Genomic DNA, 20757 nt, shown 5'->3' on the forward strand with positions numbered 1-20757 from the left:
GCCCACTCAGCCGACCCACACTCACCACCCCCCGCTCAGGGACGAGGGAGGTTGCGCAGGTTTGAGCGGGCCATCTGCACCATCTTCCCCACCCCGCCATCCAGGACGATCTTGCTCGCGGAGAGCGCGAACCCGGTCACCATCTCCGCGCGGATCTTCGGCGGGATCGACAGCGCGTTGGCGTCCGTGACGACGTCCACGAGCGCCGGCCCCTTGTGCGCGAAGGCGTCCCGCAGCGCCCCGCGCAGGTGTTTGGGCTTCTCCACCCGCACCCCGTAGGCGCCCGCCGCGCGAGCGATCTGGGCGAAGTCCGGGTTGTTGTTGCTTGTGCCATATGCCGGTAGGCCCGCCACCAGCATCTCCAGCTCGACCATGCCCAGCGAGGAGTTGTTGAACAACACGATCTTCACCGGCAGGTCGTACTGGACCAGGGTGAGGAAATCGCCCATCAGCATGGCGAACCCGCCGTCGCCCGACATGGAGACGACCTGCCGCTTCCGGTCGAGGAACTGCGCGCCGATCGCCTGCGGCAAGGCGTTGGCCATCGACCCGTGCGAGAACGAACCGATCACCCGGCGCCGACCGTTGGGCGTGAGGTAGCGGGCCGCCCAGACGTTGCACATCCCCGTATCGACCGTGAAGACCGCGTCGTCGGCCGCCTCCTCGTCTAGCACCGATGCGACGTATTCCGGATGGATGGGAATGTGCTTGTCTACCTTGCGGGTGTACGCCTTGACGACCCCTTCCAGTGCGTCCGCGTGCTTGCGGAGCATCCGGTCGAGGAACTTGCGGTCCTTCTTCACCCGCACCTGGGGCGTCAGACAGCGCAACGTCTCACGCACGTCGCCCCAGACCGCCAGCGCCAGCGTGGAACGCCGCCCCAGGTGCTCGGGCCGGACGTCCACCTGCACGATCTTCACGTCGTCCGGCAGGAAGGCGTTGTACGGGAAGTCGGTGCCCAACAGGATCAGCAGGTCGCACTCGTGCGTCGCCTCGTACGCGGCGCCGTAGCCGAGCAGCCCGCTCATGCCGACGTCGTACGGGTTGTCGTACTGGATCCACTCCTTGCCGCGCAGCGCGTGCCCCACCGGGGCCTTGACCCGCTCCGCGAACGCCATCACCTCGTCGTGCGCGCCCGCCGTGCCGCTGCCGCAGAACAGCGTCACCCGCTTCGCGTCGTCCACCAGGCGGGCCAGCTCGGCGATCTCGGCGTCGCCGGGGCGTACGGAGGGCCGCGAGGTCACCAGGGCGTGCTCGACCGCGCGCTCGGGGGCCGTCTCGCCGGCCACGTCGCCGGGCAGCGACACCACGCTGACGCCGCCGCGACCGATCGCGTGCTGCACGGCGGTCTGGAGCACCCGGGGCATCTGCCGGGAGTTGGAGATCAGCTCGCTGTAGTGGCTGCACTCGCGGAAAAGCTGGTCGGGGTGGGTCTCCTGGAAGTAGCTGGTGCCGATCTCGCTGCTGGGGATCTGCGCCGCCAGGGCGAGCACGGGCGCCATGGAGCGGTGCGCGTCGTAGAGGCCGTTGATCAGGTGCACGTTGCCGGGCCCGCAGGAGCCGGCGCAGGCCGCGAGCGACCCGGTGAGCTGGGCCTCGGCGCCGGCCGCGAAGGCGGCTGCCTCCTCGTGCCGGACCTGAACCCAGTCGATGCCCGGGGTGCGGCGAATGGCGTCGATGACCGGGTTGAGGCTGTCGCCCACCACCCCGTACAGCCGCTGCACCCCGGCTCGCACCAGGATGTCCACAAACTGCTCCGCCACGGTCTGCTTCGCCATCGCGCGCTCGCCCTTCCGCTGGGTTCCGCGGGTACCGGGCGCCGAGGAGCAGGCGCCCGCTGTCCGGGCCGGGTGCCCCGGTTCCTCCCATCAACCCACGAACGGCGCGGTTACGCCTCCCAGACGGTGACCGCCGTACGGTCGTCGGCGTAGCCCTTCACCCGCAGCCGTACGTCAGCCAGGTAGGCCGCGAGTCCGGGTGGCTCCCCCTGCGACCACCGCTCGCGCAGCGCCTCCGCGAGCGCCGGCTGCCCGGTGAACGGCTCCGCCAGGCCCGGGCTGCACAGCAGCAGCGCGTCGCCCGGCCGGGCGACGGCCGCCTGGAACCGGAACGGTTCGACGGCGGCGCCCGTGGCCGCCGCCCCGGTCGGCTCCGCGCCGGGCCCGCCCGGTGCGGCACGCGACTCGCCGGCGCCGCCACCGCCCGCCCCCGGCTCGGCGCCTGCGGGCTCACCGGTCAGGGGCAGGCCCACCGCGATCCGCGGGTCGGCCACCGGCCGCTGGTCGGCGGCGGGGCCGGCGGCGGACGGGGCCTGGCCGCTGCCGTCGGGGGCGGGGCCGCCGTCGGCGGCGGCGGGGCCGGTCGGTGCCGCCGGGGGGACGGCAGCCGGCTCCACGTCCTGCCAGGCGCCGTCCCGCAGCCGGAACAGCCCGCCGTCGCCGACGCCGAAGAAGACCCGGGTACGGCAGTCGGGGGCGACCGGCAGCAGCAGGCAGCGCAGCGACGCCGTGTACGCCGTCGGGTCGAGACCCAGTTCGTGGGCGTGCGCGCGCAGCCGGACGTAGGCCCGGTCGGTGAGCCGTTGCAGCCCCGACTTCAGCGCCGCGCGGCGCCCGCTGTGCACGTCGTCGGCGAGCCGGACGTGGCTGCGCCCGATCGCCCCGCCGATCGAGGCGCACAGTTCGCGGGCCGCCCGATGTGCGAGCGGCGCGGCCCTGACCCCGCTGGCCACGGCAACCAGCAACAGCGCCTCGTCCCCGCTGCCGAAGCGCGCGGTGAGCAGCGCGTCGCGGCGGGGCTCCCCACGGAAGCGGGCCGAGTCACCGCGCGAGGAGACGGCGCGCAGCGTGAGCGGGCCGTAGCTGGCCCCGTCCAACGTGGTGTCGGGCACCAGGGCGTCGAGGTCCGCGGCGTCGGCCTGCGGCAGCGCGGTCGGCTCGGCCGCGTACGTCGGCGGGCGGGCCCCGATGAACTCCCCCTCGGCGCGCGGCTGACCGCTGCGGAACGGCCGCGCCCCGGACCGGCCGGCCGGCTGCTGCGCGGCCCCGGCACCCGCCCCCTCGGCACCCGCCACGGGCGCCTCACCGGTTCCGCCCCACGCGGTGGCGGACCCCGGCGAGGTGGCGGCCACCCCTGGCCGGTCCGCCACGGGGCCGTTCGGACGACCCCGGTGCGGAGCGCTGGGGCGGCGCAACTCGGTCGTGGCCGGGTGCTCGTCGGGCGAACTCCACGGGTCGGCGGGGCCGGGGGCCGTGGCGGGTACGTCGCGGGTCGGCGCGGTGCGGGACGACGACGGCACGTCGGGGGGCGACCCGTCGCGCGGCGACGCCTGACGGGGCGGCACCTGGCGGGAGGGCAGGTCCCGCGTCGGCAGTTCCCGGGTCGGTACGTCGGCGGGCGGTGTGCCACGGGCCGGCGCGCGGCGGGTCGGTAGGCCGGTGGTCGGTACGTCGCGGGTCGGTGGGTCGCCGGCGGGTACGCCGCTGGGTTCGGCGCTGGTGGGTTCGGCGCCGGTCGGTACGACGTCGGGCGTGTCGTCGGCGCTGACGTCTGGGGCGGCGGCGGTATCGCCGTCGTCGGCGTCGGGGGCAGCGGTGGTCTGCGTACCCGGGTCCGTACGTGCGCCGGGGGCGGCGTCGGAGCGGGGCCCGGGGGCGGCGTCCGGGTGGGCGGCGGGGTGGTGGTGGGTCGTGGTCTCGCGGGAGGTGCCGGTGGCCGGGGCGGCGGGCTCGTCGGAGGTACGCAGCGCGTTGGGTGGCGTCGTGGGGCTCGGCATCGCGAACCCGACGGGTGTGCCGTAACCGGGGAGGCCAGGGGCGCCGCCCTCGGTGCCGGGAGGCGGCGGTGGTTCCCAGGGGGCCCGCGCGACCGGCCGGGATCGGCTCGCGCTCCCCAGCGGGCCCGGCTCCGCCGTCGGCCTCGGCTTACGCCCGGCCGCCGAGGGCGGGCCGCCCCCGAACAACACGTCCCAGGGCCAGCCGGCCACCGGAGCGCCGGCCACCGGGACACCGGTCGTCGGGGCGCCCTCCCCCGTCGGCGCCCCGACCGCGCCCGCGTCCACCTCCGACTGGCGCGTCGGCCCGACCGCGCCAACGGAGCCCGCGTCGCCGGAAGATATGCCCCCCGCTAACGGTCCGGAGGCCCCGGCAGATCCCGGCGACTCCTGCTCCAGCACCGAACCCCGCCGCCCCGTGCCCTGTGAGCTGCCAGACGCCTCGGGCGCCCCGCCCGGGTCCGGCGACCCGGGCAGGCCGCCGGCACTGTCCGGGGCGGGGCCGTCCGGAGCGGAACCATCAGGGGTGGGGTCGGCAGAGTCAGGACCGTACGTCGCCGGTCGGTGCGCGGCGGGCTCGTCGGCGGCCGGCCCGTCCGGCGTCGGAGCCTGGGCCTGGGCCTGGGCCTGGGGATCGGGGGTTGGCCCCCACCAGGCCAGGACCTGTGCGGTGTCGGGCTGTTCCCACCACGGGAGTTCCTCGGCCGCCGCACTCGGCGCCTTCTCCTCGGCCTCCGCCGCTTCCGGGGCCTGAGCCACCTGCGGGGTTTCCGGGTCCTTCGGGGCCTGCGGGGCGTCCGGAACCTGCGGGTCCTTCGGGCCCCGCGGAGCGTGTGGTGCCGCTGAGGTCCGCGCTTCTGCCGGGGTCCGTGCTTCCGCTGAGGTACGCGCTTCCGCCGGGGTGCCCGTCGTCGCCGAGGCGCCCGGCCTGGCCACGGGCGGGTCCGGCTGCCGAGGCGGCTGCGCCTCCTCCCGTGGCGGGGCGGGCTCCGGCGGGCTCGCGGGAACCGGCGGGCTCGCGGGGACCGGCGGCGCCGGGGGTGCGGGTGGCGTGGCGGGAGCCTCGTGCGGGGACGCGGGAGGCGGTGCCGGAGGCGTGGGCGGGAGCGCGGGTTCGGCCGGGGTGGGTGGCGTGGTGGGCGCGGCAGGGGCCTCGCGCCGGGGCGCGGGTGGCGGTTCGGGCGGGGCCACGGGGGGACCGGCGTCCTTCGGCGCGGCCTGGTCCGGCGGTGTGCCGAGCGTCTGGGCCGCCGAGTCGAAGCGGTCATCCAGTGAGTCCGGACCGACGGCGGGACCGGTGTCGCCCTGGTCCGCCTCGTACAACTCCCGCCACCAGTCGTCCTCGTGGCCGTGGCGGTGTTCCCCCTGCTGGCTCATGGCCCATATTCTCCACCGCACACGACGCACGTGGACCGGAAGACCAGAACGTCTCCACACCCCGTTCGAGGCACCAGCCCCGGTCACCGTGGGGTTGGCCCCCGCCGATCGACTGGGCAGGAACGCGCTTGCCAGTGCGAGGATGTGTGCCCGCGCGGGGCGGGTTCACGCCGCGGCGTATTCCCGTCGCGTCCGTCGTTGGCCCGCTTCTCGCCCACCGGCTTTCGCTAACCGGCTTTTCGCTAACCGACTCTCTGGAGGGCGCGGCATGCTGAGTGCACTGGGGCTGGACGAAGGGCAGGAGTCGGCGTACCGGACACTGGTGGCGCTCGGCGCCGCCGAGGTTCCCGAACTCGCCCTCAGGCTGTTCCGCTCGGAGGAGGACATCGAGCGGGCGCTGCGCCGCCTGGAGCGGCAGGGGCTCGCGGCCCGGTCCGCCGGGCGCGCCGAACGCTGGGTCGCCGTGCCCCCCGACGCCGCGCTGGGCACGCTGCTCGGCCGGCGCCGCCAGGAGTTGGAGCGGGCCGAGCGGGCCGTCGCGGTCCTGAGCGACGAGTACCGCAACGGGGTGCCCCGGTCGGCGACGCAGGACGCCGTGGAGATCGCCCGCGGCACCACCGCCATCGGCCACCGCTCGCTGCAACTGCTCGCGGCCGCTACCGACGAGGTGTGCGCGCTCGTCCCCGCGACGGAACGTCTGCCGCGCGGCGTGCCGTTGCGCCCCGGCGTACGCCACCGCGTGGTGGTCGAGCGGGCGCTGCTGTCGCGCCCCGCCGCGCTCGGCGAACTCGCGGCGTCCCTCGGGCGCGGCTACGAGGCCAAGGTCCGCGTAGTGGACCGGCTGCCGACGACCCTGCTGGCCGTGGACGGGCACCTCGCGCTCGTCGCGCTGCACCGCCCGTGCTGCGCCACAACGCCCAGCCGTGGCCCCGGCGCCACGAGCGAGGCGTACGACGGCGCGCCCGCCGAGCCCCGGGACGAGCCGCACTCGGCCGCGTACACCGGCACGTACGCCGGCACCTGTGACGAGGGGGCGTGCGTGCGCGGGGCGCGCGGCGAGGCGCTGGTCGTCCACCCCAGCGGGCTGCTGACCGCGTTGCTCGCGCTTTTCGAGGGGGTCTGGCGGGAGGCCGTGCCGCTGCGGCCGGAGGCCCTGCGCCCCGGCGCGGCCCGACCGGCGGCGGCCTCGCCCGCGCCGCCCGACGGCCCGGACGCGACGGACCTGGACATACTGTCGCTGCTGCTGGCCGGGCTGACCGACGCCAGCGTCGCCAAGCAACTCGACCTCGGGCTGCGCACCGTGCAGCGCCGGGTGAAGGGGCTGATGGAGCGGGCAGGCGTGACGACCAGGCTCCAGCTCGGCTGGCACGCGTACGAGCTCCGCTGGATATCCCGCCCGCCCCGCCCGGCCACCGCTGCCACCGGCACCCCGCCCGAGGCGGACCGCCCCCACGCCCCGCAGCCCCCTTCGCCGCCCCGCCCCCCGGTGCCCCGCACGCCGGCGCACGGCGGCGCGGCCGCGCCCGAGCGAGCCACGGCGTACGGCCCCGCGTACGCGACCGGGCACTCGGCGAGGTCAGGCGCCGACCGGGCCACGAACGCCACGCTCCGGGACGGCAACAAGCCCACGCGGCTGAGACCCACGGCCCTACGCCGCGAGCCCGGCCAGCCCGCGAGCCACGGCGACGGCCCGCGCTAGCGACAGGGCCCGACGGGCCGGGCCGGCCCGGAGACGCTCCGTACCTCGCCCCCGCCCCCGCCCCCCGCCCCCCGCCCCCGCCCCCCGGCAACGACGCGACCGCGACCAGCACGAGCACGCACCAACACCAGCACCAGCACCAGCACCAGCACCAGCACCAGGGAACGTCGTCGATGAGCGGTCGGTGGCGTGGTCCGGCAGGCTGGGGCCATGGGTACTGGGCAGCTCGTTCTCGACGGCCTGGTGCTGCTGTTCGGGCTGGTCGGCGTCGTGCTGCCGGGGGTGCCGGGGCCGTTGCTCGTCTGGGCCGGAGTGCTGTGGTGGTCGATGGCCGAGCAGACCTCGGTGGCCTGGGCGTTGCTGGCCGGGGCGACGGCCGCGCTGTTGCTCAACCAGGTGCTCAGGTGGCTGCTGCCCGCCCGCAGCATGCGCGGCTCGGGCATCACCCGGGGCACGCTCCTGCTCGCCGCGTGCGCGGCGGGCGTCGGCTTCGTCGTCTTACCCGTGATCGGCGCCGTGCCGGGCTTCCTGGCCGGGCTCTACGCCGCCGAGCGCGTCCGCCTCGGCGCGCACGGCCCGGCCTGGGTCTCCACCCGCGACGCCCTGCGCGCCATCGGCTTCGCCGTCCTGGTCGAGCTGGTCATCTGTCTGCTGATCACCAGTGCCTGGCTGGCCGCGGTGATCTTCGGCTGAGCGGTAGGGGGTGTGGGCGGTGGCCGGGCCGGCGTCGGCCCTGCCCGGCCGGGCTCACGTGGCATGGAGCGCGGCGAAGGCCAGGAGGAGTGCCGCCGTCCGTGACGGCTCCTCCAGAATGGGCGTGTGTCCGGCACCCGTCAGCACATCGACCCGCGCTCCCGGGACGGCGCGGTAGTCCGCCGCGGACGAGGGGCGCCACCTGCGGTCCTGGTCGCCGAAGATCACCTGCAGTGGCTTGCCGACGGCCGTCAGCCGCGCCGGCAGCGCCCGCTGGCCCAGATAGGCGCTGGCCGCCCGGGCCGCCGCGGTCACCGCCTGGTAGGTCATGCCCCGCAGCTCCTCGATGAGTTCTCGCGGAACGTCGTAGCCCTCGCGGAAACCCGTGCTCGCGAACTGGCGTATCCGCTCGTCGGTCGGTGGCCAGCGCGCGGGGTCGAGCACGGTGGTCCGCGGTGCGATGAAGGCGTCCATGCTGGGGCCGGTGTTGATGAGCGCGAGCGCGGTCACCAGGTCGCTCCGTTGCTCGGCGAGAGCGGTGACGGCGTAGCCGCCGCTGGAGTGGCCGACGGCCACGACGTGCTCGACGCCGAGCCGGTCCAGCGCCGTGCCGAGCGTGCGCGCCTGCTCGGGGGTCTCGTAGCCACGGTCGTCGACCGGCGCGGCCGAGCGGCCGTGCCCCAGCAGGTCGACGCGGATGACGTGATGGGAAGCGGCCAGCAGCGGCACCAGCGCGCCCCACGAGCGGCCGGAGGTGGCGGAACCGTGGACCAGCAGGAGCGCGGGGGCGTCACGGGGGCCGTCCCGCCGGACGTGGACGTCGCCGTGTTCCAGGCGGAGGGTCGAGCCGGCGCCGGCGCCGGCGCCGCCACGCGCCTCGGGGTGTTCGTCGGATGGCGTCATGCGCCCACTGTCACCTCCGGTACGCGCCGCCGGCTTGGACGAATGTTCCCTCCGGCCACCGCCGCCGCGGGCCACCATGGCTGACCGGGGCGAGCCCGCCGCCTGGGACGTCGCCCGCCCGTCGCGCCCGAGCCGGGTGGCCGGGGCTGACATGGCCGGGTTCCGGGTCCCGAACCTGGCGGCCGGCGGCCTGCGAGTGGTCCCGCATCCGGCCGTGATGCTCGTCCTGGAGTTCGGCACGGGCGCGCCCACCGTGGCCGACGGCACCGGGCGGCACCACCGGGGAAGCCTCGTCGCCGGGCCCGGGTTCGGCTCCGGGGGCGGGGTCCGGGCGTGGGGCGAGCACGTCGAGTGCGTACAGGTCCGGCTGTCCCCCGTGCTCGCGCGCCGGGTGCTGGGCGTTTGCCCGGCCGATCTGACCGGTACGGCGATACCGCTCGACGAGCTGTGGGGCGGGCAGGTGGCACGGTTGCGCGAGCGACTGGGCGAGAGCCCCTCGTGGCGGGACCGTTTCGCGCTGATCGACGCGCTGCTCGCCCGCCGGTGCGCGGCGCGACCGCCGGCGGACCCGGCGGTGGCCTGGGCCTGGGACCAGATCCTCACCAGCGGCGGTCGCGTCCGCGTCGACGGCCTGGCGGCCGAGCTCGGCTGGAGCCGCAAGCGCCTGTGGTCCCGCTTCCAGGCGCACCTGGGCATGGCGCCCAAGCACGCCGCGAAGCTGGTCCGCTTCGACCACGCGGTGCACCGCATGGTCGCGGGGCACGGCGCGGCCCGCGTGGCGGCGGACAGCGGTTACTGCGACCAGTCCCACCTGCACCGGGACGTCAGGGCCTTCACCGGCGCCACGCCGGCGGCCGTGGTGGACGAGCCGTTCCTGACGGTGGACGCCCGCGCCTGGCCGACCGGACCGCCGGTTCGAAGGGGCCCGGAACAGCGACGCTGAACAGCGCCGACCGACGCGCGGGCGGCGTCCGCCGTACCCGCCCTGCGGGCCCCGATCGGGCTGTCAGGGTGACACGGATGCGGATACCTCTGGTGACAGCGGGTGCATCCGTGTAGCGTCTGCTCAAGCTGTCATGGTTCGGAAGTACCCCTTCGCCCACGTCCTTGGCGTGGGCGTTCTGCTGTGTTGTGCCGCAGGAACCAGGGCGATCACCTCCGTCCCCCGCACCTCGCGGGGAGACGCACATCGGCTGGAAGGCATGAGACATGGCTACAGGAACTGTGAAGTGGTTCAACGCTGAAAAGGGCTTCGGCTTCATCGCCCAGGACGGCGGCGGCCCCGACGTGTTCGCGCACTACTCCGCGATCAACGCCACGGGCTTCCGCGAGCTCCAGGAAGGCCAGGCCGTGACGTTCGACGTCACCCAGGGCCAGAAGGGCCCGCAGGCCGAGAACATCAACGTCGCCTGACGACCCTCGCCCACGCCCGGAGCCGTACGACCGCCCCGGGCAGACCCGGCCGCCCGACGGGGCACCGCGCCAGCGGGGCCCATCTTCCGACGACGACGTCTTTCGACTACCACGTCTCGGAGACTGACGGCCGGGTCGTGGGCGGCACCTGATCAGGGCCGTGCGGCACACTGTGCCGCGCGGCCCTGTTCCGCGTTCGTACGCGGGCACAGGGTAGTTCCCGGGAAGCCGCCCCTCCCCATCCCGTGGGGCGCGCCGCGCCCCGCCACCACCACGCGCTCCGCCCCCTTCACCAGTTGGGGCGGCGCCGTCCCTAACCCCGGTACGCCTCCAACAACCGCAACCACACCTCACTGATCGTCGGATAGGCCGGCACCGCGTGCCAGAGGCGGTCGATGGGGATCTCGGCCACCACGGCCAGGGTCGCGGAGTGCAGGAGTTCGCCGACGGCGGGGCCGGCGAAGGTGGCGCCGATCAGGTGGTCGCGGTCCAGGTCGACGACGATGCGGGCCTGGCCGCGGTAGCCGTCCACGTACAGGCTGGCGCCCGCCACCTGGCCCAGGTCCTGGTCGATGACGCGTACCCGGCGGCCCGCGCGCTCCGCCTCGGCGGCGGTCAGGCCGACCGCCGCCACCTCGGGGTCGGTGAACACCACCTGCGGGGCGCCCGCGCGGTCGGCGGTGGCGGCGTGCGCGCCCCACGGGTCGGTCTCCAGGAGCGGCAGGCCCTGCGCCCGGGCGGCGATGACGGCGCCCGCGACGCGCGCCTGGTACTTGCCCTGGTGGGTGAGGAGCGCCCGGTGGTTGGCGTCGCCCACCGCGTACAGCCAGCCGCCCGCCACGTCCCGCACCTGACAGGTGTCGTCCACGTCGAGCCACGCGCCGGGGGTCAGTCCGACCGTCTCCAGGCCGATGTCGTCGGTGCGCGGTGCCCGGCCGGTGGCGAAGAGGACCTCGTCCGCTTCGAGGGTGCCGCCCGCGTTCGCCCCGTCGCCGGAGAGGGTGAGCGTGACGGGTCCGGTCGGGTCGGGGCGCCGTACCTCCGTCACCGACGTGCCGGTGCGGAGGTCCACGCCGGCCTCGGTGAGCGCTGCGGCGACCAGTTCGCCGGCGAACGGCTCCATCCGGGGCAGCAGGCCCTGGCCACGGACCAGCAGGGTCACCTCGGCGCCGAGCGCCCGCCAGGCGGTGGCCATCTCGACGGCCACGACGCCGCCGCCCACCACGGCGAGCCGCCCCGGGACGCTGGCGGCGCTGGTGGCCTCGCGGCTCGTCCACGGCCGCGCGTCGGCGAGACCCGGCAGGTCGGGCAGGGCGGCGCGGCTGCCGGTGCAGACCGCGACGGCGTGGCGCGCGGTGAGCGTGCGCTGTCGGCCGTCCGGCTCGGTCACCGTGACCCGCCGGGGTCCGTTGAGGCGCCCGTGGCCGCGCACCAGGTCGATGCCCGCCGAGTCCAGCCACTGGGCCTGGCCGTCGTCCTTCCAGTGCGAGGCGAACGCGTCGCGGTGGGCCAGCACGGCCGGCGCGTCCAGCGGCCCGGTCACGGCCTGCCGCAGGCCCGGCGTGCGCCGGGCGTCGGCCCGCGCGAGCACCGGGCGCAGCAGTGCCTTGCTGGGCATGCAGGCCCAGTACGAGCACTCGCCACCGATCAGTTCGCTCTCCACGACGACGGCGGACAGACCCTGCGCGTGCGCCCGGTCGGCCAGGTTCTCGCCGACCGGGCCGGCGCCCAGGACGATGACGTCGTACGTATCCATGGCGGCGTCCATCACAACCCGCTCTCTCTGTGGCGACGGGGACCCCACGGTCCTCGGCAACGGCTCGGCTACGGCGTCGACCGGGGCCTCGGCCACGGTCACGCCATCGGCGACGCGGCCCGGTCCGGCGCGGGTTCGGCGCGGCTCGGTGCGAGCTGGTCGATCCGCTGTCGGCTGGCCCGGGTCGCGCCCTCCGCAAGGCTCCATCCTTACCCCGGCGCCCGGGGCGAGCCACCCGGCGGAGCGGAACGGGCAACGGGTCGCGGTGTCGGGCGCCCGGCCGGGCGTACGCCGGGCCGGGGCGACCCGGTCGGGCGGGCCCCGGGGCGTGGCGCGCGGGGGCCGGGCCCGGGCGGGCCCGACCCCGTGGCGCCGGACGCCCGGCGGGTTACGGCTTGCGCTGCACGCCCCGCTTGCGTTCGATCATGTGCCGGCCGAGCGCCTGCCGTTGCTTCCATTCGCGCCGCATCTCGGCCCGCATCCGGGCGTCGGTGCGGGCGGCGATGCGCTCGTTCTCACGCAGCAGCTTGCGGTAGCTGTCCAGCCGGCGCTGCTGGAGCGAGCCGTCCTCGACGGCGGCGAGGACCGCGCAGTGCGGCTCCGCCTGGTGGGCGCAGTCGTGGAACCTGCACTCCCCGGCCAGCGCCTCGATCTCGGAGAACACGCGGGCCACGCCGTCCTCCGCGTCCCACAGCCCGACGCCGCGCAGCCCGGGGGTGTCGATGAGCACCCCGCCCCAGGGCAGTGCGAGCAGGTTGCGGGTGGTGGTGGTGTGCCGGCCCTTGCCGTCCATGTCCCGGGTGGCCTGGACCTCCTGGGCCTCGTCGCCGACGAGCGCGTTGGCCAGCGTGGACTTGCCGGCGCCGGACTGGCCGAGCAGGACGGCCGTGCCACCGGCGAGCGAGGCGGCGAGGATGTCCAAGCCGTCGCCGGTGGTCGCGCTGACCGCGATGACCTGCACGCCGGGCGCGGTGTTCTCACAGTCGGCGACCAGGTGGCCGAGCGTGGCCGCGTCGTCCACCAGGTCCGCCTTGGTCAGCACGACCAGCGGCGTCGCCCCGCTCTCCCAGGCCAGGGCCAGGAACCGTTCCACCCGCCCGAGGTCGAGTTCGACCGCGAGCGAGACGGCGATCAGGGCGTGGTCGACGTTGGCGGCCAGGATCTGGCCCTCGGACCGCTGTGACGAGGTGGAGCGCACGAAGGCGGTACGGCGCGGCAGCAGCGTCCGCACGTACCGCGGGTCGCGGCCCTCGGGGTCGAGCGCGACCCAGTCGCCCGTGCACACCACCCGCAGCGGGTCGTGCGGCGTGACGTACTCGGTGTCCGCGCGGACCACGCCGTACGGGGTGACGCTGTCGCACTGACCACGGTCGACCCGCACCAGGCGCCCGGGCACCAGCCCCTGCGCGGCGTACGGGGCGAACTCGGCCTCCCAGTCCGCGTCCCAGCCGTACGGGGCGAGCGGGTGCGCGGCGGAGGAACCGGATGAACCAGCGGAATCAGCGGAACCGGTGGAGAGAAGAGAAGAAGAAAGGGAGGAGCGAGAGGAAGAGGATGACACTGGGTGACCCTTCGGGAGGGTCCCCGGCCGGGCGCGACGACGCGCGGTGAAGAGAGGATCAGCCGGGGACCACGGAGGTGGACTTGATGAACTCGCGGAAGCGGGCAGCGCCCAGCGCAACGACAGCCATCGGTCGACACCTCCTTGTCACACACGGTCTGACTTCGGCGGCTTGCTGCCGCCGAAGGGGAACAGCGAGCACTCTAGCCCCGGACCGCGCGGCCCGGCCACCGCTTTTTCACGGGCCGTCACGTGGGACCTTTCGTGGGCCGTTTGGCGGGTGGTCGCCGGTGGTCGCGGGTGTCGGTCGCGAGCGTCGGTCGCGAAAGCGGATTGACCGATTCGGTGAATTGCGAAACTTCGCAATTCGTTGGATGGTGTGCGGGCGGCGCGCAGGGGCGCCCGCGCTCAGCAGCCTGTCGCCGCGCCGGCCGTCGTCCGGCCCGTGGCCGGGCGCACCCGGCCCGGCCGGAGTGCGGGGAAGTCGAGGTCGAGGGGTCGTGTCGGTTCCGCTGTACCAGGCGAAGGCCGAGTCCTTCCGCGTGCTGGGCCGCCCCGCGCGGACACGCGTACCGGAGCTGTTGCGGGCGGGGCCGCTGCCCGTGCGGGAGTCGCGGACCGCGACGGAGGTGCCCCGGTCCCCGCTGTCGGTGGCCGGCTCACGGCGCGCGGAGTGGCCGTGATCGGACTCGCCGGGCTGACCGAACTCGCCGCCCTGCCCTACCAGCACCTGTTGACCCTGCCCACGATGCCGTCCGCCGTGCGGGTGGCCCGCGAGACGGCCGAGCTGGCGCTGGCCGAATGGGGCATCAGCGCCGCCGTGCGACACCCGGTCACCGACCCGGCCCTGCTGATCCTGAGCGAGCTGGTGACCAACAGCGTCCGGCACGCCTCCGCGCTCTCCGCCCAGATCACCATCATGTACGGGGCGAGCCGGGACACCTTCGCCTTCGGGGTGCACGACCGCCACCCGTACCAGCCGCCGCTGTACGGCGCGATGACCGGCGGCGGCAGTGGGCTCGCCACCGTCGTGCAGCTCACGCTCGAACTGGCCGGCACGGCGGGCGTACGGCAGGACGCCGACGGCGGCGGCAAGAGCATCTGGGTCACCCTGCCCCTGTGACCCGTGGCCGGTGGGGCCGGGCCCGGGTCGATCTCCCGGGCCCGCGCGGGTGAGGATGGCCGCATGCTGAGGAATGTTGGGCGGATGCGTCGCGTGGGGCTCGTGCGGCCCCGGCATCGGTGGGCGGGCGAGCGCGGGCGGAATGGGAGGCCGGTTCGATGAGCACGCCGCTGTACCAACTCAAGGCCGAGTTCTTCAAGACGCTCGGGCACCCGGTCCGCATCCGCGTGCTGGAGCTGCTGAGCCAGCGTGAGCACGCGGTCGCCGAGCTGCTGCCCGAGGTGGGGGTCGGGCCCGCGCACCTGTCGCAGCAGCTCGCCGTGTTGCGGCGGGCGAACCTGGTCGCGCCCCGCAGGGAGGGCTCGACCGTCTACTACGCGCTGACCAGCCCCCGCGTCGCCGAACTGCTGGCGACGGCCCGCACCATCCTCACCGGCGTCCTCGCCAACCAGGCCGAACTGCTCGCCGACCTCCAGGCCGCGACGGGCCAAGCCGAGCCGCCTCCCTGAGCAACCGCTCTACGGCCCGGCGCGGTGTCGGCCGCGCACCGAACCCGTCGGGCGGCCTCGCTCCGGGGCGGGGCCCCGCGACTCGGCGTCCGCGGGCCGGGGGCCCTCGCCCGAGCCGTACGCGCTCGGGGGGAAGGGGCCCGGCGGGTAGCTGGGGCGGGGCGGGTAGTGCGGGTCGGGCGCCGGGGCCGGTGCGTGCTCGGGGTCCCGAGGCGGCCTCGCCGCCTCGCGCGCGGCCTCGTCCGGGCGTGCGGTGGGCCGCTGGCGCGCGGTGTCGCCCTCCTGGGTGCGCTCGCGCCAGGCGTGCAGTCGCGACCTGACGTCCTCGGGGGGCAGGAACTGGGCCCAGCGCTCGGGGAACTCCGACGGCGGCTCGGCGTCCGCCCCGTCCCCGTCGCCGTCGCCCGCCATGGCCGCCGCCTCGGCGTAGGCGCGGGCCGCCGCCCGGCGCCGCTCGCGCTCGCGCTCCTCGCGGGCCGCCGCCGTGGCGACCGAGGGCCAGACCCGGTCGAGGGAGGCGTTGACCGCGGCGCCGACCAGGACCGCGAACGCGGACACTCCGATCCACAGCAGCACCGCCACCGGCGCCGCGAGGGAGCCGTAGATGGTGGGGCCCTCGACCGTCTGGGTCAGGTAGATGCGGAGCAGGAAGCTGCCGAGTACCCACATGGTCAGGGCGATCAGCGCGCCCGGGATGTCCTCCCGCCAGGGCGAGCGCACGGGCACCGAGACGTGGTAGAGCGTGGTGAGGAAGGCGACGGAGAGCAGGATGACCACGGGCCAGTACAGGACGCGTACGGTGTCCGCGCTGCGCGGGAAGATCTGCACCACCGCGTCGGGCCCGACCACCATCAGCGGCAGCGCCACCGCCCCCACGAGCAGGGCGACCAGGTAGAGCAGGAAGGCCAGCAGTCGCGTCTTGACGATGCCGCGGTGGCCTTCGAGCCCGTACATGATCGTGATGGTGTCGACGAAGACGTTCACCGCGCGCGAGCCGGACCACAGGGCGATGGCGAAGCCGAGCGAGATCACGTCGGGTCTGCCGCCCTCGATGACGTCGTCGAGCAGGGGCCGGGCGATGTCGCTCACGCCCTTGTCGGAGAGGACGGTGCCCGAGGCGTCGAGGATGTTGTCCCGTATGGTCGCGACGGTTTCGGTGTTGGTCCAGGCGTCGAGGTAACCGAGCAGCCCGATGAGGCCGAGCAGCAGCGGCGGCAGCGAGAGCAGCGTGAAGAACGCCGCCTCGGCCGCGAGGCCGGTGACCCGGTATTCCATGCAGGAGTTGACGGTGTCCTTCAGGAGCAGCCACGCCATCTTGCGCTTGGACACATGCTGCGACAGGGCGCGTGCCCTGTGCAGTCGACCGGTCGGTCGACTGGGGGTTTCGTTCGCTGGCTGCACCTTCTCACCGTATCTGTCCTTTCGACCCTGGCCTGCCGGATGACCTGGGCCGATCGCCGGCGGGGCGGGGCCGCGTGGTTGGCTGCCGGCATGACCACCACCGTGACCACCTGGTATCTGGAACAGACCGCTCCCACCGACCTCTCCCCCGCGTCCCCGCCGCCCCCCGACGCCGGGGTGCGGATCACGCGCGCCGAGGTGCCGAGCCCCGAGTTCAGCCGCTTCCTGTACGCCTCCGTCGGCGGGGACATCGCCTGGATCGACCGGCTGGCGTGGACGTACGAACAGTGGCGGCGGGCGCTGGCCCGCCCCGGCGTGGAGACCTGGGTGGCGTACGAGCACGGCACGCCGGCCGGGTACGTCGAGTTGGCGGCGAACGCGGAAGGTTCCGCCGGCTCTTCCGGCTCCGCCGGCTCCTCCGACTCTTCCGGTTCTTCCGCCTCCCCGGGCTCCGTGGAGATCGCCTACTTCGGGCTGCTGCCGGCCTTTCGGGGGCGGCGCATCGGCGGGCACCTGCTGTCGGTCGGGGTTCAGCGGGCGTGGGACCTCGGCGAGCGGTGGCCGGATCTGCCCGCCACCCGACGGGTGTGGTTGCACACCTGCTCCAAGGACGGGGAGCACGCGCTCGGCAACTACCAAAAGCGCGGCTTCAGCGTCTACCGGACGACGACCGACGAGGAGCCGGAGCCGGTCAATCCGGGGCCGTGGCCCGGCGCGTACACGGCTCCCACCAGCGCCTAAGGCGAGTCCGTGGGGGCGCGAAGCGAACCCCGTTCACTCGTGTGAGCGACCCCACAGTATCCCACTTGGCGAGACTCCATCGCCCACATAATGGACAATGCTGGACGGTCAACAAAGGCCCGTGCCAGGCTTCCGTCATGTCTAGAGCTGGAATCGCCTTGGTGAGTCGACGACACGTCGACCTCGGACGCATGTCCAGCGCCATCTGTTCGGCGGGCTGACAGCACAGCACCACCGCGTTTTCGCCGTCCTCGCCGCCGCGGACGTGCGTCTTCCGTTGATCTCACGACACCCCGCCCCGGCCCGTCACGGGCCGCCACGCGCCCGCTCGCGCGCGGATCGGCGAGGTACCGCCGGCCCAGCCCGCTAGGTTGCGGCGCCCTACCGCGCAGCCGAGAGTTTCAGCGCAGCCCCGCTTTCCCCCTGGCTGAGCCCATGCCCGCGCTCAGTCACGTCGCCATCCGCCACGCTCGCCGCACGCCGTCCCGCACGGCCTCAAGCCGCCCCGAAGGACATATCGCCATGGCCGCCAATTCGGAACGCCCGCAGTCTCCGGCCCCGGGCGCCCCCGCCGCCGCGCCCCGCCGCAAGGCAGGTCGCCACCGTGGCGAGGGCCAGTGGGCCATGGGGCACTTCACTCCGCTCAACGGCAACGAGCAGGTCAAGAAGGACGACAACGGTCTCAATGTGCGGACACGCATTGAGACGATTTACTCCAAGACCGGTTTCGACACCATCGACCCGGCCGATCTGCGCGGCCGGATGCGCTGGTGGGGCCTGTACACCCAGCGCAAGCCTGGCATCGACGGCGGCAAGACCGCCGTCCTGGAGCCGGAGGAGCTGGACGACAGCTACTTCATGATGCGGGTGCGCATCGACGGCGGGCGGCTGACGACCGAGCAACTGCGGGTGATCGGCGAGATATCGCAGGAGTTCGCGCGTGGCACCGCGGACATCACCGACCGGCAGAACATCCAGTTCCACTGGATCAGGATCGAGGACGTGCCCGAGATCTGGCGCCGCCTTGAGGCCGTCGGACTGTCGTCCACCGAGGCGTGCGGCGACACCCCGCGTACCATCCTCGGCTCCCCGGTCGCCGGCATCGCCGAGGACGAGATCATCGACGGCAGTTGGGCCATCGACGAGATCCACCGCCGGTACATCGGCGACCCGGCGTACTCGAACCTGCCGCGCAAGTTCAAGACCGCGGTCTCCGGCTCGCCGCTGCTCGACGTGGTGCACGAGATCAACGACGTCGCGTTCGTCGGCGTCCGCCACCCCGAGCACGGGCCCGGCTTCGACGTGTGGGTGGGCGGCGGGCTGTCCACCAACCCCAAGCTCGGCGTGCGGCTGGGCGCCTGGGTCCCGCTGGAGGAGGTGCCGGACGTCTTCGGCGGCGTCATCTCCATCTTCCGCGACTACGGCTACCGCCGGCTGCGCAACCGCGCCCGGCTGAAGTACCTGTTGGCCGACTGGGGCGCGGAGAAGTTCCGGCAGGTGCTTGAGGACGAGTACCTCAAGCGCAAGCTCACCGACGGGCCCGGGCCCGAGCAGCCCGTCGAGCGCTGGCGCGACCACGTGGGCGTGCACCGGCAGCGGGACGGCCGGTACTACGTCGGTTTCGCGCCGCGGGTGGGCCGCGTGGACGGTGCGACGCTCACGAAGATCTCCGAGCTGGCGCAGGAGCACGGCTCGGGGCGCCTGCGGACCACCGCCGAGCAGAAAATGATCATCCTCGACGTGGCGTCGGACCGGGTGGACTCGCTGGTCGCGGGCCTGGAGGCGCTGGAGCTCCAGGTGAACCCGTCGACGTTCCGGCGCGGCACCATGGCGTGCACCGGCATCGAGTTCTGCAAGCTGGCCATCGTCGAGACCAAGGCGCGCGGCGCGGCCCTGATCGACGAGTTGGAGCGGCGCCTGCCCGACTTCGACGAGCCGCTCACCATCAACATCAACGGCTGCCCCAACGCCTGCGCCCGCATCCAGGTCGCCGACATCGGGCTCAAGGGCCAGTTGGTCACGGACGGCGACGGCAACCAGGTCGAGGGCTATCAGGTGCACCTCGGCGGCGCGCTCGGGCTCGAGGCCGGGTTCGGTCGCAAGGTCCGCGGCCTCAAGGTCACCTCGGCCGAACTCCCGGACTACGTCGAGCGGTTGCTGACCCGGTTCCAGGACCAGCGGACCGAGGGGGAGCGGTTCGCCCAGTGGGTCGGCCGCGCGGCCGAAGGAGACCTGTCGTGAGCGAGCGGACCGCGCCATTCTACTGTCCGTACTGCGGCGAGGAGGACCTCCGTCCGTCCGAGGAGGGCCACGGCGCCTGGGAATGTGCCTCCTGCAACCGTGCGTTCCGACTGTCGTTCCTAGGACTGCTAGCTGCCGGTCTGCGGCGCGATGACGCCGGGACCGGCGAGAGGGGTGGTCGTCATGACGACGACTGAGCACCGCACGGCGGGCGCGCTACAGGAGTTGGCCGAGCGGGCGGGCCGCGAACTGGAGGACGCGTCGGCGCTGGAGATCCTGCGCTGGGGCGTCGAGACGTTCGGTGCGCGCTTCTGCGTGACCTCCTCGATGGAGGACGCCGTGGTGGCACACCTGGCGGCGCGCGTACGGCCCGGCGTGGACGTGGTCTTCCTCGACACCGGCTACCACTTCCCCGAGACCATCGGCACCCGGGACGCGGTGGGGGCGGTGATGGACGTCAACCTGATCACGCTGACGCCCCGTCAGTCGGTGGCCGAGCAGGACGCCGAGTACGGCCCGCGTCTGCACGACCGCGACCCGGACCTGTGCTGCGCGCTGCGCAAGGTGGCCCCCCTTGAGGAGGGGCTCGCCGGCTACGACGCGTGGGCGACGGGCCTGCGCCGCGACGAGTCCCCGACCCGCGCCGGCACGCCGGTGGTGGGCTGGGACGCGCGGCGCGGCAAGGTGAAGCTGTCGCCGATAGCCCGCTGGACGCAGGAGGACGTGGACGCCTACGTCACCGAGCACGGCGTCCTCACCAACCCGCTGCTGATGGACGGTTACGCGTCCGTCGGCTGCGCCCCCTGCACCCGGCGGGTGCTCGCGGGCGAGGACGCGCGGGCCGGGCGCTGGGCGGGGCGCGGCAAGACGGAATGCGGGCTGCACGGCTGATGACGGACACACACATACCCCAGGAGCCATCGATGAGCACGGCCCCGGCAGACGGGCCCACCGCGGGCACCCCGCACGACGCGAACGCCGTGCGGGCCACCCGGTCAGTCGGCGGGACGGTGTGGCTGACCGGCTTGCCCAGCGCGGGCAAGACGACGATCGCCTACGCGCTGGCCGAGCGGCTGACCGGCGAGGGACACCGGGTCGAGGTGCTCGACGGCGACGAGATCCGCGAGTTCCTCTCGGCCGGGCTCGGCTTCTCGCGCGCGGACCGGCACACCAACGTGCAGCGGATCGGCTTCGTGGCCGAACTGCTGGCCTCGCACGGCGTCATCACGCTGGTACCGGTCATCGCCCCGTACGCCGACAGCCGGGAGGCGGTGCGCAAGCGGCACCAGAGCGCGGGCACGCCGTACCTGGAGGTCCACGTGGCGACCCCGGTCGAGGTGTGCTCCGAGCGTGATGTGAAGGGCCTGTACGCCAAGCAGGCGGCGGGCGAGATCTCCGGGCTGACCGGCGTGGACGACCCGTACGAGGCGCCGACGGACCCGGACCTGCGGATCGAGACGCACCGGCAGGGTGTGCACGAGTCCGCGGCGGCGCTGCACGCGCTGCTGGCCACGCGGGGGATGGTGTGAGCGGCGCACGCACGGCGAACGACGCACACTGCGACCTAG

General features: G+C 74.4%; 17 protein-coding genes and 2 pseudogenes. 13 read left to right on the forward strand and 6 right to left on the reverse strand.

What is annotated here, in order from left to right:
* Positions 1–35: 35 nt before the first annotated feature.
* Positions 36–1778 carry a pyruvate dehydrogenase gene (locus OYE22_RS05925; protein ID WP_277319427.1) on the reverse strand — a complete coding sequence of 581 codons (1743 nt, stop codon included), beginning with the start codon at positions 1776–1778 and terminating at the stop codon, positions 36–38.
* A gap of 110 nt (positions 1779–1888) precedes the next feature.
* A complete protein-coding gene (locus OYE22_RS05930) occupies positions 1889–3775 on the reverse strand; it encodes a protein phosphatase 2C domain-containing protein (RefSeq protein WP_277319428.1) in 1887 nt (628 codons plus the stop codon).
* A 1642-nt stretch (positions 3776–5417) separates the two neighbouring features.
* Between OYE22_RS05930 and OYE22_RS05935 the strand changes: the two are divergent.
* The 3 genes and pseudogenes from OYE22_RS05935 to OYE22_RS05945 form a co-directional block, all read left to right on the forward strand.
* A pseudogene (locus OYE22_RS05935) lies at positions 5418–5609 on the forward strand (helix-turn-helix domain-containing protein); the annotation flags it as partial.
* 600 nt (positions 5610–6209) lie between these two features.
* Positions 6210–6545 (forward strand): annotated as a pseudogene (locus tag OYE22_RS05940) (helix-turn-helix transcriptional regulator); the annotation flags it as partial.
* A 513-nt stretch (positions 6546–7058) separates the two neighbouring features.
* A complete protein-coding gene (locus OYE22_RS05945) occupies positions 7059–7541 on the forward strand; it encodes a DUF456 domain-containing protein (protein ID WP_277319429.1) in 483 nt (160 codons plus the stop codon).
* Between the two features lie 54 nt (positions 7542–7595).
* On the opposite strand, the gene OYE22_RS05950 is transcribed toward OYE22_RS05945, so the two are convergent.
* Entirely contained in the window at positions 7596–8444 is an 849-nt protein-coding gene (locus OYE22_RS05950) for an alpha/beta hydrolase (protein ID WP_277319430.1), read from the reverse strand.
* Between the two features lie 76 nt (positions 8445–8520).
* Between OYE22_RS05950 and OYE22_RS05955 the strand changes: the two genes are divergently transcribed.
* Together OYE22_RS05955 and OYE22_RS05960 are read left to right on the forward strand one after the other, a co-directional pair.
* Entirely contained in the window at positions 8521–9387 is an 867-nt protein-coding gene (locus tag OYE22_RS05955) for a helix-turn-helix domain-containing protein (protein ID WP_277319431.1), read from the forward strand.
* Positions 9388–9653: 266 nt separating this feature from the next.
* Positions 9654–9857 (forward strand): cold-shock protein, encoded by a 204-nt coding sequence (locus tag OYE22_RS05960; protein ID WP_277319432.1) that lies wholly within the window; start codon positions 9654–9656, stop codon positions 9855–9857.
* 313 nt (positions 9858–10170) lie between these two features.
* Here the strand turns inward: OYE22_RS05960 and OYE22_RS05965 are convergent, their stop codons facing one another.
* Together OYE22_RS05965 and rsgA are read right to left on the reverse strand one after the other, a co-directional pair.
* Positions 10171–11625 (reverse strand): NAD(P)/FAD-dependent oxidoreductase, encoded by a 1455-nt coding sequence (locus OYE22_RS05965; RefSeq protein WP_277319433.1) that lies wholly within the window; start codon positions 11623–11625, stop codon positions 10171–10173.
* Between the two features lie 376 nt (positions 11626–12001).
* On the reverse strand, positions 12002–13174 hold the full coding sequence (gene rsgA / locus OYE22_RS05970) for a ribosome small subunit-dependent GTPase A (RefSeq protein WP_277319434.1): 1173 nt from the start codon (positions 13172–13174) through the stop codon (positions 12002–12004).
* A 500-nt stretch (positions 13175–13674) separates the two neighbouring features.
* Here rsgA and OYE22_RS05975 point away from each other — a divergent pair, with 500 nt between their 5' ends.
* The 3 genes from OYE22_RS05975 (at position 13675) to OYE22_RS05985 (ending at position 14806) form a co-directional block, all read left to right on the forward strand.
* Positions 13675–13857, forward strand: coding sequence for a hypothetical protein (locus OYE22_RS05975; RefSeq protein ID WP_277324438.1), 183 nt, complete (start codon positions 13675–13677; stop codon positions 13855–13857).
* 65 nt (positions 13858–13922) lie between these two features.
* A complete protein-coding gene (locus tag OYE22_RS05980; protein WP_277324003.1) occupies positions 13923–14297 on the forward strand; it encodes an ATP-binding protein in 375 nt (124 codons plus the stop codon).
* Between the two features lie 158 nt (positions 14298–14455).
* Complete coding sequence (locus tag OYE22_RS05985; protein ID WP_277319435.1) at positions 14456–14806, forward strand: metalloregulator ArsR/SmtB family transcription factor; 351 nt, start codon at positions 14456–14458, stop codon at positions 14804–14806.
* Between the two features lie 9 nt (positions 14807–14815).
* On the opposite strand, the gene OYE22_RS05990 is transcribed toward OYE22_RS05985, so the two are convergent.
* Complete coding sequence (locus tag OYE22_RS05990) at positions 14816–16207, reverse strand: YhjD/YihY/BrkB family envelope integrity protein (RefSeq protein ID WP_277319436.1); 1392 nt, start codon at positions 16205–16207, stop codon at positions 14816–14818.
* Positions 16208–16297: 90 nt separating this feature from the next.
* On the opposite strand from OYE22_RS05990, the gene OYE22_RS05995 reads away from it, so the two are divergent.
* The 5 genes from OYE22_RS05995 to cysC all read left to right on the forward strand — a co-directional run bounded on the left by OYE22_RS05995 (position 16298) and on the right by cysC (position 20718).
* Positions 16298–16948 carry a GNAT family N-acetyltransferase gene (locus OYE22_RS05995; protein ID WP_277319437.1) on the forward strand — a complete coding sequence of 217 codons (651 nt, stop codon included), beginning with the start codon at positions 16298–16300 and terminating at the stop codon, positions 16946–16948.
* Between the two features lie 522 nt (positions 16949–17470).
* Positions 17471–19189 (forward strand): nitrite/sulfite reductase, encoded by a 1719-nt coding sequence (locus OYE22_RS06000; protein ID WP_277319438.1) that lies wholly within the window; start codon positions 17471–17473, stop codon positions 19187–19189.
* Positions 19186–19386, forward strand: coding sequence for a hypothetical protein (locus tag OYE22_RS06005; protein ID WP_277319439.1), 201 nt, complete (start codon positions 19186–19188; stop codon positions 19384–19386). The genes OYE22_RS06000 and OYE22_RS06005 overlap by 4 nt, the downstream gene beginning before the upstream one ends.
* Positions 19373–20080, forward strand: coding sequence for a phosphoadenylyl-sulfate reductase (locus OYE22_RS06010; RefSeq protein ID WP_277319440.1), 708 nt, complete (start codon positions 19373–19375; stop codon positions 20078–20080). Before OYE22_RS06005 ends, OYE22_RS06010 begins: the two co-directional genes overlap by 14 nt.
* A 32-nt stretch (positions 20081–20112) precedes the next feature.
* Entirely contained in the window at positions 20113–20718 is a 606-nt protein-coding gene (cysC, locus tag OYE22_RS06015) for an adenylyl-sulfate kinase (protein ID WP_277319441.1), read from the forward strand.
* Positions 20719–20757 lie beyond the last annotated feature (39 nt).

This window comes from Streptomyces sp. 71268 (assembly GCF_029392895.1).
In the GTDB taxonomy this organism is placed as follows: Bacteria; Actinomycetota; Actinomycetes; order Streptomycetales; family Streptomycetaceae; genus Streptomyces.

Excerpts from the sequence above, each read along its gene's own strand:
- OYE22_RS05925 (WP_277319427.1), bottom strand. The coding sequence starts at position 1,778 with ATGGCGAAGCAGACCGTGGCGGAGCAGTTTGTGGACATCCTGGTGCGA.
- OYE22_RS05930 (WP_277319428.1), bottom strand. The coding sequence starts at position 3,775 with ATGCCGAGCCCCACGACGCCACCCAACGCGCTGCGTACCTCCGACGAG.
- OYE22_RS05945 (WP_277319429.1), top strand. The coding sequence starts at position 7,059 with ATGGGTACTGGGCAGCTCGTTCTCGACGGCCTGGTGCTGCTGTTCGGG.
- OYE22_RS05950 (WP_277319430.1), bottom strand. The coding sequence starts at position 8,444 with ATGACGCCATCCGACGAACACCCCGAGGCGCGTGGCGGCGCCGGCGCC.
- OYE22_RS05955 (WP_277319431.1), top strand. The coding sequence starts at position 8,521 with ATGGCTGACCGGGGCGAGCCCGCCGCCTGGGACGTCGCCCGCCCGTCG.
- OYE22_RS05960 (WP_277319432.1), top strand. The coding sequence starts at position 9,654 with ATGGCTACAGGAACTGTGAAGTGGTTCAACGCTGAAAAGGGCTTCGGC.
- OYE22_RS05965 (WP_277319433.1), bottom strand. The coding sequence starts at position 11,625 with ATGGACGCCGCCATGGATACGTACGACGTCATCGTCCTGGGCGCCGGC.
- OYE22_RS05980 (WP_277324003.1), top strand. The coding sequence starts at position 13,923 with ATGCCGTCCGCCGTGCGGGTGGCCCGCGAGACGGCCGAGCTGGCGCTG.
- OYE22_RS05985 (WP_277319435.1), top strand. The coding sequence starts at position 14,456 with ATGAGCACGCCGCTGTACCAACTCAAGGCCGAGTTCTTCAAGACGCTC.
- OYE22_RS05995 (WP_277319437.1), top strand. The coding sequence starts at position 16,298 with ATGACCACCACCGTGACCACCTGGTATCTGGAACAGACCGCTCCCACC.
- OYE22_RS06000 (WP_277319438.1), top strand. The coding sequence starts at position 17,471 with ATGGCCGCCAATTCGGAACGCCCGCAGTCTCCGGCCCCGGGCGCCCCC.
- OYE22_RS06010 (WP_277319440.1), top strand. The coding sequence starts at position 19,373 with ATGACGACGACTGAGCACCGCACGGCGGGCGCGCTACAGGAGTTGGCC.
- cysC (WP_277319441.1), top strand. The coding sequence starts at position 20,113 with ATGAGCACGGCCCCGGCAGACGGGCCCACCGCGGGCACCCCGCACGAC.